The organism is Mycoplasmoides genitalium G37 (genome assembly GCF_000027325.1).
GTDB lineage: Bacteria > Bacillota_I > Bacilli_A > Mycoplasmatales > Mycoplasmoidaceae > Mycoplasmoides > Mycoplasmoides genitalium.
In genome coordinates, this window is sequence record NC_000908.2 from 175,546 (window position 1) to 193,223 (window position 17,678).

The 17,678-nt window shown below is 33.3% G+C and carries 19 protein-coding genes; all 19 read left to right on the top strand.

From position 1 onward, the window contains the following. The first annotated feature begins 2 nt into the window (after positions 1 to 2). The 19 genes from MG_RS03010 (at position 3) to rpsS (ending at position 17,677) form a co-directional block, all read left to right on the top strand. Entirely contained in the window at positions 3 to 122 is a 120-nt protein-coding gene (locus tag MG_RS03010) for an MgpC family cytadherence protein (RefSeq protein WP_014894407.1), read from the top strand. A gap of 137 nt (positions 123 to 259) precedes the next feature. Next, positions 260 to 3,601, top strand: a complete 3,342-nt coding sequence (locus MG_RS00800; protein WP_010869351.1) for an AAA domain-containing protein — start codon at positions 260 to 262, stop codon at positions 3,599 to 3,601. A 4-nt stretch (positions 3,602 to 3,605) separates the two neighbouring features. Next, entirely contained in the window at positions 3,606 to 5,201 is a 1,596-nt protein-coding gene (gene nusA / locus MG_RS00805) for a transcription termination factor NusA (RefSeq protein ID WP_009885827.1), read from the top strand. Next, positions 5,201 to 5,473, top strand: a complete 273-nt coding sequence (locus MG_RS00810) for a YlxR family protein (RefSeq protein ID WP_009885828.1) — start codon at positions 5,201 to 5,203, stop codon at positions 5,471 to 5,473. The genes nusA and MG_RS00810 overlap by 1 nt, the downstream gene beginning before the upstream one ends. Continuing rightward, a complete protein-coding gene (gene infB / locus MG_RS00815) occupies positions 5,460 to 7,319 on the top strand; it encodes a translation initiation factor IF-2 (RefSeq protein ID WP_010869352.1) in 1,860 nt (619 codons plus the stop codon). The genes MG_RS00810 and infB overlap by 14 nt, the downstream gene beginning before the upstream one ends. Further along, complete coding sequence (rbfA, locus tag MG_RS00820; RefSeq protein ID WP_009885829.1) at positions 7,306 to 7,644, top strand: 30S ribosome-binding factor RbfA; 339 nt, start codon at positions 7,306 to 7,308, stop codon at positions 7,642 to 7,644. The genes infB and rbfA overlap by 14 nt, the downstream gene beginning before the upstream one ends. A gap of 24 nt (positions 7,645 to 7,668) precedes the next feature. Beyond that, positions 7,669 to 8,508 (top strand): MPN157 family protein, encoded by an 840-nt coding sequence (locus MG_RS00825; protein ID WP_009885830.1) that lies wholly within the window; start codon positions 7,669 to 7,671, stop codon positions 8,506 to 8,508. Next, on the top strand, positions 8,508 to 9,317 hold the full coding sequence (gene ribF / locus MG_RS00830) for a riboflavin biosynthesis protein RibF (protein WP_009885831.1): 810 nt from the start codon (positions 8,508 to 8,510) through the stop codon (positions 9,315 to 9,317). The genes MG_RS00825 and ribF overlap by 1 nt, the downstream gene beginning before the upstream one ends. Positions 9,318 to 9,329: 12 nt before the next feature. After that, positions 9,330 to 10,604: a CNNM domain-containing protein gene (locus MG_RS00835; RefSeq protein WP_010869353.1), complete on the top strand. Its 1,275-nt coding sequence runs from the start codon at positions 9,330 to 9,332 to the stop codon at positions 10,602 to 10,604. Continuing rightward, the gene (locus MG_RS00840) at positions 10,591 to 11,718 is read left to right on the top strand and encodes an MPN160 family protein (RefSeq protein WP_010869354.1); all 1,128 of its coding nucleotides are present in this window, start codon (positions 10,591 to 10,593) and stop codon (positions 11,716 to 11,718) included. The genes MG_RS00835 and MG_RS00840 overlap by 14 nt, the downstream gene beginning before the upstream one ends. Positions 11,719 to 11,756: 38 nt before the next feature. Then, entirely contained in the window at positions 11,757 to 12,986 is a 1,230-nt protein-coding gene (locus MG_RS00845; RefSeq protein ID WP_010869355.1) for a DUF2130 domain-containing protein, read from the top strand. A 75-nt stretch (positions 12,987 to 13,061) separates the two neighbouring features. Continuing rightward, a complete protein-coding gene (locus MG_RS00850) occupies positions 13,062 to 13,907 on the top strand; it encodes an MPN162 family protein (RefSeq protein ID WP_010869356.1) in 846 nt (281 codons plus the stop codon). A 39-nt stretch (positions 13,908 to 13,946) separates the two neighbouring features. Continuing rightward, entirely contained in the window at positions 13,947 to 14,411 is a 465-nt protein-coding gene (locus MG_RS00855) for an MPN163 family protein (RefSeq protein ID WP_010869357.1), read from the top strand. Positions 14,412 to 14,500: 89 nt separating this feature from the next. Next, positions 14,501 to 14,821, top strand: coding sequence for a 30S ribosomal protein S10 (gene rpsJ / locus MG_RS00860; protein WP_009885835.1), 321 nt, complete (start codon positions 14,501 to 14,503; stop codon positions 14,819 to 14,821). Positions 14,822 to 14,824: 3 nt separating this feature from the next. Then, the gene (gene rplC, locus MG_RS00865) at positions 14,825 to 15,598 is read left to right on the top strand and encodes a 50S ribosomal protein L3 (RefSeq protein ID WP_010869358.1); all 774 of its coding nucleotides are present in this window, start codon (positions 14,825 to 14,827) and stop codon (positions 15,596 to 15,598) included. Further along, positions 15,598 to 16,233 (top strand): 50S ribosomal protein L4, encoded by a 636-nt coding sequence (rplD, locus tag MG_RS00870; protein WP_009885836.1) that lies wholly within the window; start codon positions 15,598 to 15,600, stop codon positions 16,231 to 16,233. Before rplC ends, rplD begins: the two co-directional genes overlap by 1 nt. Positions 16,234 to 16,236: 3 nt before the next feature. Next, a complete protein-coding gene (locus tag MG_RS00875) occupies positions 16,237 to 16,557 on the top strand; it encodes a 50S ribosomal protein L23 (protein WP_009885837.1) in 321 nt (106 codons plus the stop codon). Further along, on the top strand, positions 16,557 to 17,414 hold the full coding sequence (rplB, locus tag MG_RS00880) for a 50S ribosomal protein L2 (RefSeq protein ID WP_009885838.1): 858 nt from the start codon (positions 16,557 to 16,559) through the stop codon (positions 17,412 to 17,414). Before MG_RS00875 ends, rplB begins: the two co-directional genes overlap by 1 nt. Further along, entirely contained in the window at positions 17,414 to 17,677 is a 264-nt protein-coding gene (gene rpsS, locus MG_RS00885; RefSeq protein ID WP_009885839.1) for a 30S ribosomal protein S19, read from the top strand. Before rplB ends, rpsS begins: the two co-directional genes overlap by 1 nt. Position 17,678: the final 1 nt, after the last annotated feature.

Sequence of the window (17,678 nt, forward strand, 5' to 3'; positions counted from 1 at the left end):
CAATGAATCATACAAATACGGGAACTAGTGGAACCATTAAAACTGCTTATCCAGTGAAAAAAGATGAAGCTTCCCAAGTAGCGATCAATTCCTTGATCAACGCTACGCCATTGAATAGTTAAAAACCTGATTTATTTTTATAGAAACAGTTACTTTGAAGATTCACTACTAATAATTTAAATTAAGCACTCATACTAATATATTAATCCCTTTAGATTGCTTAACTCTTTAAAACTTCCCTTTATAATCAAATATCGCCATGAACGACTGACAGTGACTGAAAAACAGACTTGTTAATTCCAAAACCAAATCTGTTAGTTTCTGATTACCACAAACCTCAAGTAATATCATTGATATTGCTGAATTAATTAAGTGCTGTAGTGAGTTAAAAAACACTTCTATTAATGGTTTAATTGACTTTTTGAACCAACAGGATAAACTTGAATTTAACTTAACAAGATTAAAGGAGATAGATGTTGAAGATGGTAAGCAACTATTTGGGATAGAAACTAGTGTTTATAAACACTTTCAAAATGAAATTGCTCGTTTTTATAAACAAGTAAACAAACACTTTCGTGAAACAGGTAGTGAAAGTTTGTTTTTAGCTTTACCAGTTATTGAAGGGATTAATGAGTTTAACGATATCTTTCGAGCTCCATTACTTTATGTTGGAGTTAAACTCAAAGTTTCCCCACGCTTTGAACGTTTCTGATTAGAAATTAACAAAGAAGAGATCTTTTTAAACCCTACTATTATTGGAGTTGAAACCAACAAACGTAATAGTTTGTTTAAAAATAACTATGATACTACTAAGATAGATGTTAATGATGCTTTAAAGGTATTTAGTGAACTTGAATATGAGTTTAGAATGCCTTTAACTTCTGAATTGAAGAGTTTTAGTAAAAAAGCAAAGAGTGATTTTAATACTGAAAAACGAACTAACTATCTTATTAACAACGTTCTTTTGGGGATCTTTGATGTTAAGGGTGATCAGCTGTTCCAAAACTTTAATGAGATTCTAAACACTGATCCTGATGTATTAGATGAACTTCTAAAAGATAGAAGAGATCTGTTGTTAGAAAACCGGGAATTCCGTGAACAATTTGATTTAAAAGATACCTATCTCTTCAGTCACCTTGATATCTACCAACAGTATGCAGTTAAGCAAGCTTTACTTGGTGATTTAATTATTGAAGGCCCACCTGGCACAGGGAAATCTGAAACAATTGTTAATATCTTAGTTAACCTTGTTTTAAACAACAAAAAAGTATTGTTTGTTTCTGAAAAAGTAACTGCACTTGATGTTGTTTACAACCGTCTTGGTAGTTTTAAACACATCGCACTTTTCAACGCTAGTGTTGCTGCTGAAAAGAAACGCTTTTATAACCAGTTTGCTGAGTTTGAAACTTATTTCACTACTTACTTTTCCAAGAAAGATTTGGATGCTACTTTACCAACATTTGAAGGTAAATGGGTGGATGATATTTTAGGGGCATTTCAAGCATTACAAGCTCTTTATGACACCAAGATAAATTCTGGTGAAAATCTGTTTAGTTTCAAAGAGATTGTCAGTAGCTTTCAGATGTTGGATGCTAGTTACATCAAGATTAAAGAATATGAACGTTTTGATGAGTGAGTGCGCGTCTTTTCAAATCCATTGTGATTAGAAAAACACTTAAGTTACCAAGAGTTGAAAAAAGAACTTAGTCAGCGCTGGAATGGTATTGATAATTTCTATCAGTTGCAATCGCTTCTAAACCAAACCAAAAAACGAAAGGTCTTAAACTATGTGTTGGAACACTTTGAACAGTTTAATACAGTTATCAGTCCTAAGCATGTTTTGTTCTACAAGCCTAGCAATAAATCACAATTGCTCTTAAAACAACTGAAACAGGATGTTGAACAATACACTAGTTTACAACGTTTCCAATCTCCTACTAAGTTTGAAACAATCAAGTTGAATTTCATCAACCAAGTTAATGAAAACCCAACCCCATGGTTCTTTTCTTGATTTATCCAATTTCATGCCAAGCCACTGTTGGAAAAACTCGTTAGTTTTGAGTCAAACATTATTAAAACAAAACAAGCTTATCTTAATGGGATTGAAAGCTATGTAGCAAGTTGTAAGAAACTGCTTAAAACAACTATTTTAAACAACTTTTTTCAGCTTTATCAAACTAATAAAGATGAACTATTGGAGATCTGCAGACAAGCAAAAAACCCAGTTTTAAAAGAGATTACTTGGTGGTTTAAAAAACATTTTGAACTCTTAAAAAAACTCTTTCCAGTGCACATTATGACCCTTGAGTCTGCAGCAACTCTAACCCCTAACCAACGTGGTTTGTATGACTATGTGGTTATTGATGAAGCTAGTCAAGTATTTCTAGAAAGAGCAATTCCTATCTTATTTAGAGCTGATAAGTACATTATTGCAGGGGACACTAAACAGTTAAAACCAGCTAACTTCTTCCAATCACGTGCTGAGTATGATGTTGATGAGGAGTTTGAAGATGGCAATATAGAAGCTGCTGTTCACTCCAGTTCTCTACTTCATTTTTTAAAGAACCGTTCAAGAATCTTAACTTTACTTAAGTTCCACTACCGCAGTGATTCAGCTGATCTGATTGCTTTTACTAATAACAGGATCTATGACAATGAATTAATCTTTATGAATAAAGCTAATGCTGATCAAAGGGTTTTTATTGTCCATGATGTAATAGATGGTATCTGAAAAAACAACCGGAATCTCCAAGAAGCACGTGATGTTGTGCAACGCTTAGAACAACTAACAACAACCAATGATTACAAAAAGTCACTTGGTGTAATTTGTTTCAATAAAAACCAAGCAGATCTAATTGAATATCTAATTGATAAACAAAACAATCCATTACTTAACGAGTGAAGAGAAAGACAAAATGATGTTGGTGAATATGAAGGATTATTTGTGAAAAACATTGAAAATGTGCAGGGTGATGAAAGGGATATCATCATCTTTTCTTTAGGTTATGATCGTTCAGTAAATAGTTATGGTCCTATTAGTAAGCAAGGTGGAGAAAACAGACTAAATGTAGCGATAACTAGAGCTAAACAAAGAATAGAACTGTTTAAGACAAATAGAGGAGAAGACTACAATGGTTTAAGCTCCAGTTCCTTGGGTAGTAAACTGTTAGTTGAATATCTGCTTTATTGTGAAGCGATGGCTAAAAACCAGGGTGAGAAAATCACTTTTCAAGCGGTAAAAAGAAAAGAAACAAAAGCAAAGTATGAACTGGCAGTTGAAAATGATTTCTTCAACCAACTGCAGGCAATTTTTGGTGGAGAGTTTGAGATTAAACGTAACGTTAATGAAGGGGCTTACTTTTTCTCATTTGTCTTTTACTTTAATAATATCCCTTATCTTGCCATTGACTTTAACATCCCCATTCCCACTTCAAGAAAACAAGTTATGGAAGGGATTTTATACCGTGAACAGTTTCTCAAAAAACGTCAATGGAACCTAATTAACATCTGGATTGATGAGTGAAAATTAAACCCAATTGGGGTGATTTCTAAAATCAGATCAAGTTTAGCAGTGCATCAAAACCAGCATGAAGAAATATAATTAGATGAAGATAACTTTCATTTCTGGACAAGAAGTGTCGTTAGGCACTTCTTTTTTATTGTTTTCAAAAAAAATAGTTATGAATGAATTAAACCAACCCTTACTTGCTATTATTAAAAATGTTGCTAAAACCAAAAACCTTTCTATAGAAGAGGTGGTTTTTTGTTTGAAAACAGCTTTAGAACAAGCCTATAAAAAACACCTTAACTTTGTTAATGTTGAAGTTAACATTAACTTTGATAAGGGGATTATTAATGTTGAACAACTCTTTAATGTTGTTAGTGATGAAAATGAAGATTATGATGACTTTCTTGAAATCCCTTTACAAGCAGCTAACAAAATAAACAGTTCATTGCAATTAGGTGATGTGTTGCGAAAACCAATCCCCTTAAAAAACATTAGTAGTGATCTTATCAATAAGATGATTGCTATCTTTAACCAAAAGATTAGTGAAACAAACTTTAAAGCAGTAATGAGTGAGTTTAGTAGTGAGGTTGGGGAAGTGATTGAAGCGAAAGTTGAAGATATTGATACTAACAAAGAAGGTGGTTTAAAGGGTTATATTATTAACCTTGAAACTACAAAGGGTTATATCTCCAAGCGGGAATTGTCAAAAGGGGAGCGCTTAGAGATAGGTAAAAAATACCTCTTTGTTATCAAAGAAATCCAACGGCAAGCATCGTTATGACCAATTACTTTATCAAGAAGTGATACCCGCTTACTACAGTTTTTGTTAACTTCAAATACTCCAGAAATTGAAAATGGTACGATTGTAATCAAAAAGATTGAACGTTCCCCAGGAGTGAAATCAAAGATAGCAGTTATCTCCAATGATCCTGCAGTTGACCCAGTTGCTGCTATCTTAGGACCTAAGGGTGAGAAGATTAGGGGGATTAGTGAGGAATTTAATGGTGAGATTATTGACATTGTCTTTTGGAATGAAGACAAGTTAAAGTTCTTAATTAATGCCATTTTACCTGCAGAAGTCATTGGTTATAACATCTTGCAGGATGATGAGCGTGATACTAGTATTGAAGTTGTTGTACCTGCAAACCAAATTGCTAATGTTTTTGGTTTTAAAGGTGTAAACATTAGGTTAATTAGTAATTTAACAGGTTGAAATAGTGTTGATGTTTACAGTGAAAAAGATGCAAGTGAAGCCAACATTAAATTCACGAGGTTAAGCTTTGAACCTGAAGGGTTGTTTGGCATCAAAAAAAGAAGGGAAAAGATCATTAGTAATGATGCTACTGATAAAGTCTTTTACACCTCTAAAGACAATGTGATAGATGATGAGATTATTGTTGATTTAGCTAAAGATCTAATGGTTGATAATAAACAAAAACAACCTGAGCAAGTTGCAAAGCAAGTTGTTGAAAAATCACAATTAGAAAAACAAGTTACTCCAAAAGAAAAAGAGAAAGTTCAACCAAAAGCTAAGGTTCATTCTAATAGCCATTCCAAAAAACCAGCTAAACCTAATCAGATTTTTTCTATCACTGTTGATGCTAGTGATAAGAATCTTAAAAAAGATCAAGTTGATAATAACCAAACAAACCCCCAAACAAAACAAACATTTGATAGCTTTGATGATCTTTAATGCAACTAATAACAAGACTTTGTTTATTAACAAGAAAACATTTTGTTAAAAGAGAACTTTTACGTCTTGTAAAATTAGACAACCAACTTGAAATTGATCTTAATCAAAATCTCAAGGGCAGGGGTTATTATTTGAGTGTTTTTGGTTTAAAGCTAGATAAAAAACACCTCAAAGCTGTAGTTGAAAAACACCTTAAGGTTAGTTGTAATGATGCAAAGCTTACTGCAATGATTACCGCCTTACAACAATTAGCACAAGATGAAAAAAAATAGAGCTTTCAATCAGGTTAAAAAAACAAAGTTTGACGGTAGGATTAAAACCAGTGCCAAACACCAGTTACGTAATGTTAAAACCGGGGTTAAAGATGGTGTTTTTATCTATAAAGGTCCTTTAACTGTTAGTGAGTTTGCAAGTAAAACTAATATCGCTGTTGCTAACATTATCAAACACTTTTTTTTAAATGGTTTGGCACTAACAGTTAATTCAGTTTTAACAAATGAACAGTTAGCAGATGCATGTGTTAACTTTGGGTTTGACTTTAAGATGGAAACTGAAGTTACCCATGAAAATATTGTAGCTAACATCCAGTTTGAAGATAGTGATGATTTATTGCAACCAAGACCACCTATTGTTACTATCATGGGTCATGTTGACCATGGTAAAACTTCGCTTTTAGACACAATTAGAAAAACTAATGTAACTGCTAAGGAGTTTGGCGGAATTACCCAAAAAATTGGTGCTTATCAGGTGAAAAATCACCAAAATAAAACGATTACTTTTATTGATACTCCTGGGCATGAAGCATTTACTTTAATGCGTGCAAGGGGTGCAAAAGTAACTGATATTGTGGTGTTGGTTGTGGCAGCGGATGATGGGATTAAAAAGCAAACAGAGGAAGCAATTAGCCATGCTAAGAGTGCTAACACTCCTATCATTGTTTTTATTAACAAGATGGATAAACCAACTGCTAACCCTGATCTGGTGATCCAACAACTCAATAAGTTTGATTTAGTTCCTGAGGCTTGGGGTGGGAAAACTATCTTTGTAATGGGTAGTGCTTTAACTGGTCAAGGGATTAATGAGTTGCTTGATAATATCTTGTTGCTAGGGGAAGTGGAGGGTTATCAAGCTAACTATAATGCCCATTCATCTGGTTATGCAATTGAAGTACAAACTTCAAAGGGACTTGGCCCTATTGCCAATGTCATTGTAAAAAGGGGTACTTTAAAGTTAGGTGACATTGTGGTGTTAGGGCCTGCATATGGAAGAGTTAGAACGATGCATGATGAAAATGGTAATAGCTTAAAACAAGCAACCCCTTCAAAACCTGTGCAGATCTCAGGGTTTGACATTATGCCTGTTGCTGGGGAAAAGTTCATTGTTTTTGATGATGAGAAGGATGCAAAGTTAATTGCTAACAAGTTTAAAGAACAACAAAAACAAAAAGCTAACAACTTAACAGTTAATCAAACCTTAAAAGAACAGATTAAAAACAAGGAAATTAAGATATTAAATTTGATCTTTAAAGCAGATAGTGATGGTTCATTGCAAGCTATTAAACAAGCAGTTGAAAACATTAATGTTGCTAAGATCTCACTTAGTATCATCCATGCTGCAGTGGGGCAGATATCAGAGAGTGATATTATGCTAGCAAAAGCATCAGGGGCTTTATTGTTTAGTTTAAACTTAGGTTTGAGTCAAACTGTAAAAAACATTGCTAGTTTACAAGGGGTAAAATTAGAAGTTCACTACCATATCCCTAAACTAGCAGAGGAGATTGAAAACATCTTAAAAGGTCAATTAGATCCTGTTTATGAAGAGATTGAAATAGGTAAAGCGGAAGTTTTACAACTCTGGTTCCACTCTAAAATCGGTAATATTGCAGGAACCATTGTTAAATCAGGAAAGATAAAAAGAGGGAATTTATGTAAGTTATTCAGAGATAAAGAGATTATCTTTGAAGGCAGAATTGACTCTTTAAAAAATGAAAAAACGCCTGTTAATTTAATAGAAACAGGGAAGAATTGTGGGATAGTTATTAATGGTTGCAATGATATTAAGATTGGTGATATCATTGTTGCTTATGAAAAGCAGATAGTTAAAGATGGCAAGCTATAGAAAACAACGGATTGAAAATGATATCATCCGCTTAATTAATCGCACGATTATTAATGAGATCTATGATCCTGTTGTTAAGTTAGGTCATGTTAGCCATGTGAAGTTATCAGCTGATTTTTTTCATGCAGTAGTTTATCTTGATTGTTATGATCGTAGTCAGATTCAAACTGTAGTTAATGCTTTTAAAAAGGCTCAGGGCGTTTTTAGTCAAATGTTAGCACAAAATTTGTACCTAGCTAAAAGTGTAAAACTCCACTTTGTGAAGGATGATGCAATTGACAATGCTTTGAAAATAGAACAGATAATTAACTCTTTGAAAAACTAACAGCTTGAAGTAAAATTAATCCTAATGGACCCACAAAACAAGTCCCCAAAACCACAAGTTAAATCAACTAGATTGGTTGTCAAAAAACAACCAGCAGGTGTTGTTTTTCCCAAATTGAGTATTCCTGTTAATGATTTTGAAAAAACAGTTACTTTAACAAGAGCACAAAAAAAGGAAGCTAAACTTCTCAAAAAAGCCCAAAGGAAAGCTAATAAGCTTAATAATAAACAAGATAGTACCTTTTTCAATTCTGCTTCAGGTGAGACTAATAACACCATTCTTCCTCCTGGTGTTAAAAATCAAGCTGATAATAAAACTAACCGTTTTAGTAAATTTATTAGTTTTTTCACTTCTTCAAAAAACAAACAACCAGATGAAATAACAGAAAGGTTAGTTGATGATCCTACTGTTAAAAACCGTTTTAGTGCTTTTAATAAGAAGCTTATTTGAGTTCTAAAGGATAAAAAACTAAGAGCAAGAGCGTGGAAGATTGTTGGTTATACCAATTTAGTTATTGTGGCATTTTTTGCTGGACTTTTAGCAGTGATGAATAAGTTCATCACCCTTTCCTCAGTTGAATATCCTGCTATTGCTTTACAACTCCCTATTAACAATGCATTATGAGGGATTTCTATCTTTGTTATTAGCATTGTTACTTTACCGTTTTGAACAATGTTTATCTTGTTTTTAATGGGAGTAAAGGATGTGAGAACTTCGCGTTCTATCCATTATTTTATCTGGATAGTGTTAATTATTAATGTAGTTTTATTACTAGTTAGTTGCTTGTTGATGATTGCTGCTTATGCCCATCTTGATGGTTATAACATCTGAAGAAACTTAGAATCACTTAACCCTAATAACTAATGAAATCACTCTTTATTGGTTATTTTGATGGATTACATCAAGGTCATCTATTTTTAAAGCAGAACAGTAAGTTTGAACCAATGGTGTTATTAATTGATAACCCACCTTTAAAACAAACCAACTGGCTTTATGATTTACAACAACGGGTTGCACAAATAAAAACTTACTTGAAAGCAACTGTAGAAGTATTTGATGTTGCCAAACATAACATGAATGCACTTAGTTTTTTTGAACAACAGATTAAAAGATTGAATTGTGATGAAATTATTGTTGGTACAGATTGGCATTTTGGTAATGATCATAAGGATGGGATCTGGTTAAAGAAACTGTTTAAAAATACTGTTATTGTTAATAAAACAAACCTATCAAGTAGTGTTATCCGTAACTATCTAACTAATAATGAACTTGAAAAAGCTAACCAACTTTTAGTGGAACCTTATTATAGAGTGGGCACAGTAGTACATGGTTTAAAAAAGGCAAGGTTGCTTGGTTTTCCAACTGCTAACATTGTTATGGATAACCACTTATTGACTTTAAATAAGGGGAGTTATATAGTAAGAGTTTTATTAAATAACCAAACTTTTTATGGGATTGGTTTTATTAGCCAAAAGGATCAGGATTTGGTGTGTGAAACCCATATCTTTAACTTTAATAATGAGATTTATGGTTCACTGGTCAAATTTACACTGTTAAAGTTCATTAGAACAATTAGTAAGTTTTCCAGTCAAGCAGCTTTGCAAAAAGCAATTCAAAGTGATGCTAACTTTGCTTTAAAGTGGTTGGAAAACCAAAATTTAGATAAAATTTAAAATCATCCAAATATGGACAGTGCCCCCAGTGGTTTAACTTTAACTGTTATTATCCTTAGCATCATTCTGCTTGCTTTTATCAGCACAGTTGTATCAGCTTATGAAACAGCAATCACTTCTTTAACCCCTTACAGGTGAAAGAACTATATCAAGACTAACAACAAGCAAGATAAACTATCAACTAAGATAATAAACCACTTTCAAAACCACTATTCAAGTTGTTTAATTACTATCCTAATTACTAACAACATAGTGGCCATTATGGTTTCTAACATCCTTTTTTTAGCACTAGAACAAACAATTAAAAATGAGCTTTTATCAAGTGTTTTAAATTTGGTAGTTAGTGGGGTTTTAATCGTCTCTTTTTGTGAAATTCTACCCAAAACTTTGGGCAGAATTAATGTGATTAGAACCCTGGTTCTATTTGCTTATTTGGTTTATTTTTTTTATCTGATCTTTTGACCAATTACTAAGCTAACCAGTTTAATTCTCAAAAAGTATGAAAACCCCTTACCTGTTTCAAGGAAAGATGTTTATTATTTTATTGATGAAATTGAACAAAACGGTTTATTTTCCAAAGAAGATAGTTTACTGATTAAAAAAACCTTAATCTTTGACCAAGTACTAGTTAAAAAGGTAATGATCAAGTGAAAAAAAGTGGCTTATTGTTATCTTAATGACAGTATTAACTTGATTGCCAAGCAGTTTTTACAAAGGCAGTTTTCCAGAATGCCAGTAGTAGATAAAACTACTAATAAGATAGTTGGTTTTATCCATTTAAAGGATTTTTTTACAGCTAAAGAAGCAAACCCTAAGTCACTTGATTTAAACCAGTTGCTTTATCCAGTTGTTTTAGTTCAAGATTCCACCCCCATCAAACAAGCACTAAGACAGATGCGTTTAAACAGAGCACATTTAGCAGTTGTTAATGATAAACATGAAAAAACAATAGGGATTGTTTCTATGGAGGATATTATTGAAGAGTTGGTGGGTGAAATCTATGATGAACATGATGATATCCAACCGATCCAAGTATTGGATGAAAATGTTTGACTTGTTTTACCTAATGTAAAAGCAGCCTACTTTTTTAATAAGTGAATTAAGCCAGATTTGGTAAAATCAAAAAATATTACTATCCAGCATTATCTCGCTTCACTAGATAATGATAGTTTTGCTTGCCAAAATAAGCTTGACACTCCCTTATTTAGTGTTGAAGTGATAGCTGATAGCGAAGATAAAACCAAAATTCTTTACGAAATTAGAAAGAAGAGTGATGTTATTGCTTAGAGCATTATTTTTAGAGTTGAAAACCAACAAAAATTGTAAAGCTTTACTTTTGTTATTAATCCCCTTACTAGTTGGTTTAACCTTGATAATCTATGGGATTGTCTTATTTTCCACTGAAGGGGTAATTGACCATGGTGATCATAACCACTTAAGAGCAAGGTTTCAACTCACTTTAGAGGAGATTATTGTTTTTGTTGTTGGTAGTATTATCTTGTTTTTTACTTTAGCTAGCTTTTGTGTGAGTTGCTTTATGTTAATGAGAAGTCCTAAGCAAAAACAGCTAGAGGTTGATCATGCTAATAAAACTAATTTAAAACCAAAAGCAATAGTTAATTGTGATCTTTTTCAGTTGGGTGATTACTGTGTGTTTACATTTAAAAAACTTAGCTTTAAACAACGGTTTAAGCAAGATTTTTTTGCTAGAAGTAAGTTTTCGTTTCGCAGTGAACTGTATCGTCTTTGTTTGGTGGGAGTGTTAATTGCTCTCAATTTAGCGTTAAGTTTGATTGAAATTCCTGGGATAGTTTTACCTTGGGGTAGTTCGATCCAATTCCGTTTTTTTAATACGGCTATCTTGTTTATTGCTGTTAGGTTGGTGGGATTATTATCTACTTCTTTAGTGGCTTTAATCACCCCCTGATTACACCTGTTAATCCATCCTATTCACACCCCCATTAGTAGTTTGTTTTACATGGTTAATGACTTTTTGGTGCTGTGGATCTTTTATTTCTTTTTTTTCCATCTCTTTAAAGCAGAGGTGATCCAAACTACTACTGTAGTTGACAACAAACCTTTTAGTCAGTTAGTTAATACTAAAAAGACGAAGTGAACAAAGTTTTTTTCCTTACTTGTAATTAGCTTTTTGTGTGGCTTTATTGAGGGGTTAGGTTTTTACTTTGGTTATTTTTTAATCCTTGGTAATGTTTCTAGTTTAGGATTGAAGATCTATTATGATGGGTTACAACAACGTGATCTGATTAACAGTAGTAATGTTTTGTTCTTTTTAATGACAACAACTGCTATCTTCAGTATTAAATACATCTTTGAGATGTTATTTTTCTTTAGTGTTGAAAAGAATGTAGTTAATATTGCTAACCACTTTGGTTTGTATTAATCTAAACTTTTTGCAACTAATTAATTAGTTAACTAATAATGAAGTATGTAAAAGTACAGATCATCAATAAATCAACTATTGAACTGTTAGAGGATGCTAAAAAAGGGGAAAAAATTAATTTAGATTTAATTAACCAAGTTGATCAGACCAACATCCTCAATACGATCACTACTAACCAAAAATTAGCATGAGAAAAGGAGTTAAGTGCTCAATTTATCAATCAGCAGAATGAGTTAATTAAAAACTTTGAAATTGAGATCATTAAGTTAAAAACTATGCTTAATGACAAAGAGCAAGCATTGTTGTTAAAAACCAAATTAGAATTACAAAACCAGTTTCAAAAGCAGATAGAGAACTATATCAATGAGATTAACAAGCTCAAGTTAACCAATAAAGAGCTTGAAATTACTAACCAAAAACAACTAGAAAGCTCACTTAAACTACAGCGAAACGAATTTGAAGAGAAAATCAACCAGCAAAACTTAACGATTGAAAAACTGAAAATTCAACAAGCAAGAAGTAGTATCTGAGCAGTTGCTAAAAAAGGGAATGAACTTGAAAAGTGGTGTGAAAACCAGTATGAGTCTTATGCAGATAGCTTTGAAAACTGTCAGTTTACTAGGTATAAAACTGAAATTAACTTATTAGATGAAAATGATTTTCCTAATGAAAAAGCAGATTACATCTTTAGTTTCTTTGGTGAAAAAACCAATAAAATTCCGTTTTTATCAATTTGCTGTGAGATGAAAAGTGAGTTTAATGATAGTAAGCATAAATCAAAAAACAAAGATCATATTAGCAAACTGGTCAGGGATGCTAAACGTGCTAACTGCAAGTATGCTTTTTTAATTAGTGAACTTGAACTGGAGACTGAAAATGACATCCAAGTGCGCTTAATGCCAACATTGGAAAGTGGTGTTGAAGTCTATCTAGTTAGACCAATGTTTTTTATCTTAATGCTTAAACTTTTCTATAAGTTAGCTAAGAAGTTGTTTGCCCTTAACCGTTTTCAATCAGTTGAACTAATTGATAAAAATAAGTTAAATGAACAGTTTAAACAGTTGAAAGATAATTTTTTAACCAAAACCTTTTTAGAGATTGAAAAAGTGTGTAAAAGTAACTTAGTTGATATTGAAACACTTGAAAAAGCAGTGGTGAAACTAAGGGTTAGAAACGAACGCGTTTTAGATCAGTTACTTAATAAATGAACTAAGAAAATTGATAGCTTTGATTTACAGTTAACTAAGAAAATTACTAATAACTACTAGGGTTTAATTTGTTAGCTTATTTAGAAAAATTCAAAATAAGCAAATTATAATTAGGTGTCTTTCTTTACTAAAAATATGAAATTATACCGATCTTTAAAAGCAGCCCTGTTACCAGGGATATGCACTAGCATTTTACTTGCTAGTTGTGCTTCAACAAATACTTATCAAGACCAAAGGAATGCCTTGATTAGTTTGGCTTCTAATCGTGATACTTTAATTGCGAATGCTAAAAAATCCAAAGAAGAAGTGCAAAAAGAAGTTACCAAAATGAATAGTAGTACTTCATCAATGATGACAGCTACCCAAAGTGTTGCAATTACAACACATCAAACTACTGAAAAAACAAATAATTCTAAGTATGATCTAGACAAGCTTTTTAAGGATTACATCCTTTATGTTGTTGATAATTTTTCAGGACTTGTTTTTAAAAGAACTGGCGGTCATAGGATCCAGTTAATCGATAAGGATAAAGAGATTTTGGATGGTGGTAATCTAACTAAACATACCCACCACGATCATAACCATATGCATAATCATGAACATGAACATGAAGAACACCATGATGAGGAAGAGACAGAAGTAGTTGGCAGAGCACTATCTTTTACTAATGGCATCTTTCTAGTGATTGACTATAAAAAAGACTCTGAAAGAAAAAATATGAGTGGTTCAACTACTATGATGCACCAACACCACCATGAAGCTGAAGAACATAAAGAGGAACGTAAGCTCTCTTTAAACTTAAAAGCATACAAATTTAATACCCCTTTTAACATTAGTGAGTTTATTAGTGCTTGACATCATAAAGAATCTCATAATAGTGACACAGAGTTCAATAACCTTCACAATAAGTATGACAAGGAAGAATTGGATATTATTGACTATAACTTTGAAGAAAAAGCTGTTGATGAAACAATTGCTTAACTAAAAAAGATAGTTATTAACTTAATTTAGAATTAACTAATGACAGTGTACACTTACACTGTTTTTTTATTTAATTGAGAAAATATTGGGTTGATGGAACAACAAAACCCTGATCGTTTAAAAAAAGATAGGGAACTTATTTATGCAATTGTTACAGCTAAAGGTATCATTAGCCGTTTCTTTTGATCAATCCTTAGTTTTTTAATTACTAACCTTATCTTCTTTTTTGCAGCTTTTGTAGCGCTCTTAATTTATCTGTTAGCAAGTGTTGATAATCAGTTTGCATTTGTTTTTATTGCTGCAATTATCTTCATTATTTTTTACAACATCTTCTTTTTAAGTTACCTGTTGTTTATCTATTTTAAGGGCCAGAAAGCAATTGAAAACAACTGTAAGTACCTGTTAACAATCCTTGATATTAAGAGTGATGAACTGTTACCTTTTTCGCTTTTAGGTAGTTTAAGAAAAGGTTATATGCTAGATGAAATGCTCTTAGAACAGTAAATATTTGCTACAATCATAACGCTTTAGTTTTTAGTTGATACACCAAAATCCGTAGTCAATTTATTAACTAACTAGTGAACTAGATTTTGATGAATAGCGCTGTAAAATATCCTGAGCTGAAGATCAAACTTGAGTCTTATGATAGCACCCTTTTAGATCTCACTATTAAAAAGATAGTTGAGGTTGTAAAGGGTGTGAACATTAAGATTAAAGGTCCTTTACCTTTGCCTACTAAAAAGGAAGTGATCACCATTATCCGCTCTCCCCATGTTGATAAAGCATCCAGAGAGCAGTTTGAAAAAAATACCCACAAGCGCTTAATGATTCTTGTTGATGTTAATCAAGGAGGGATTGATAGTTTAAAAAAGATTAAGATCCCAGTTGGGGTTACACTGCGTTTTTCAAAATAGGTTATGGATGTAAGGGGAATATTTGGTGTTAAAGTAGGGATGAGTCAGATCTTTACTGAGCAAAATGAGTGCTTACCTATCACCATTGTTTATTGTGAAGCTAATCAGGTGGCTGGGATTAAAACGATTGCTAAAGATAATTACAACGCCACTCTATTAAGCTTTCAAACTGTTGATGAAAAACAACTTAACAAACCTAAACAAGGGTTCTTTTCCAAACTTAAACTAGAACCTCATAAATATCTGAGGGAAATCAGAAAGATGCAAGGGTTTGAGTTAGGTAAGAAGATCACCCCCCAGGAGTTGTTTAAGATAGGTGAATATGTTGATGTCACTTCACTCACCAAAGGTAGGGGTTTTACAGGAGCGATTAAAAGGTGAAACTTTAAGATAGGTCCTTTGGGTCATGGGGCGGGTTATCCCCACCGCTTTCAGGGTTCTGTGCAAGCAGGTAGAGGTGGTAGTAGTGCGCAGCGTGTTTTTAAGGGTAAGAAGATGTCTGGGCATTATGGTCATGAACAAGTTACGATCCAAAACCTCTTTATTGTTGGCTTTGATGAAATCAATAAGTTAGTGTTAGTTTCAGGCGCAATTGCTGGTCCTGAGGGTGGGATTGTTTTAATTAAAACTGCAAAAAAGAAAACTGGCAAGATAAAAGATATAAAGTTAGCAGTACAAACTGTTAAAGCCCCACAACTAAAAGCACCAAAAAAGCAGAAAACTAAGGTTGAAACCAACCAGGTTAACCCAAAAATTGAAGAAGAGAAAACTAAGTAATGGCTAAACTTAAAGTAATCCAGTTTGATGGTAGTTTTAAAGGTGAGATCCAACCTGCTAACCACCTCCTTTTAAAAAAAGCAGTGATCCAACCAGTGTTTGATGCTATCTTATTAGAACAAGCAGCATGTAGACAAGGCACTCACTCTACTTTAACTAAGGGTGAAGTTAGTGGTGGGGGTAAAAAACCATATAAACAAAAGCACACTGGTAAAGCTAGACAGGGTTCAATAAGAAACCCCCATTATGTGGGGGGTGGTGTTGTTTTTGGTCCTAAACCCAACCGTAACTACAAACTAAAACTAAACAAAAAGGCTTATCAACTTGCTTTAACTAGTGCCTTTGCACAAAAGCTTAACAACAACCAAGTGATAGTTGCTGAAGCCAAGTTGTTTGAACAAACCAATGCCAAAACTAAAAAGATGCTGACGTTTCTCAAGAATGCCAAACTAACTGAGCAAAAACTCTTGTTTGTGATTGATACTATCTCAAAACCACTGTTGTTGAGTACTAACAACCTAAAGCAGATAGTAGTCAAACAGTTTAATAAAGTATCAGTAAGAGATCTACTTTTAGCTAAAACTATCATCATTGAAAAAGCTGCTTTTACAAAACTGGAGGAACGACTTAAATAGGCTATGGATGTAACCAACATACTCTTAAAACCAGTCTTAACTGAAAAGAGTTATCTCAACCAGATGGGGGAATTGAAAAAATATGTCTTTGCAATTAACCCTAAAGCTACTAAAACCAAAGTAAAACTAGCGTTTGAAATTATCTATGGGGTTAAACCTTTAAAGATTAACACGCTAATTAGAAAACCAGTGACCATTAGAAATGGCACTAAATACCCTGGGTTTAGTAAGCTAGCAAAACTAGCAGTAATCACCTTACCTAAGGGAATGGATATTGCCATTACTGGTGAGAAAACAACCAAGAAAGAAACAAAGGATCAATAATGGCAATTAAAAAGATTATTAGTCGTTCTAACAGTGGGATTCACAACGCCACTGTCATTGACTTTAAAAAACTCCTTACCAATTCCAAACCCGAAAAGTCGCTTTTAGTTACTTTAAAAAAACATGCAGGAAGAAACAACCAGGGCAAGATCACTGTTCGCCACCACGGTGGGAGACATAAACGTAAGTACCGTTTAATTGATTTTAAGCGTTACCACTATGACAATTTAAAAGCAACTGTTAAATCGATTGAATATGATCCTAACCGCAGTTGTTTTATCTCCCTTTTACACTATCAGAATGGGGTTAAAACTTACATCATTAGTCCTGATGGGATTAAGGTTGGTGATCAAGTTTATTCATCTGATCATGCCATTGATATCAAACTAGGTTATTGTATGCCCCTTGCTTTTATCCCTGAAGGAACCCAAGTTCATAACATTGAACTTAACCCTAAGGGTGGGGGTAAGATAGCAAGAAGTGCTGGAAGTTATGCGAGGATCTTGGGTCAAGATGAGACTGGTAAATACATCATTCTCCAGTTAATCTCAGGGGAAACTAGGAAGTTTTTAAAGGAGTGTAGAGCTACAGTTGGTGTTGTCTCTAACTTAGATCATAACCTTGTTGTAATTGGTAAAGCAGGGAGAAGTCGTCATAAGGGAATCAGACCAACGGTTAGAGGTTCAGCAATGAACCCTAATGACCACCCGCATGGGGGTGGGGAAGGGAGAAGCCCAGTTGGCAGAGATGCACCAAGAACCCCTTGGGGCAAACGCCATATGGGTGTGAAAACACGTAACATGAAAAAACATTCAACTAACCTGATTATTAGAAACAGAAAAGGAGAACAATACTAATGTCAAGAAGTAGTAAAAAGGGCGCATTTGTTGATGCTCACCTCTTAAAAAAAGTGATTGAAATGAACAAACAAGCCAAGAAAAAACCAATTAAGACTTGGTCAAGAAGAAGTACTATCTTCCCTGAGTTTGTGGGTAACACCTTCAGTGTGCATAACGGTAAAACCTTTATTAATGTTTATGTTACTGATGATATGGTAGGTCATAAGTTGGGTGAGTTTTCCCCAACTAGAAACTTTAAACAACACACTGCTAACCGTTAGT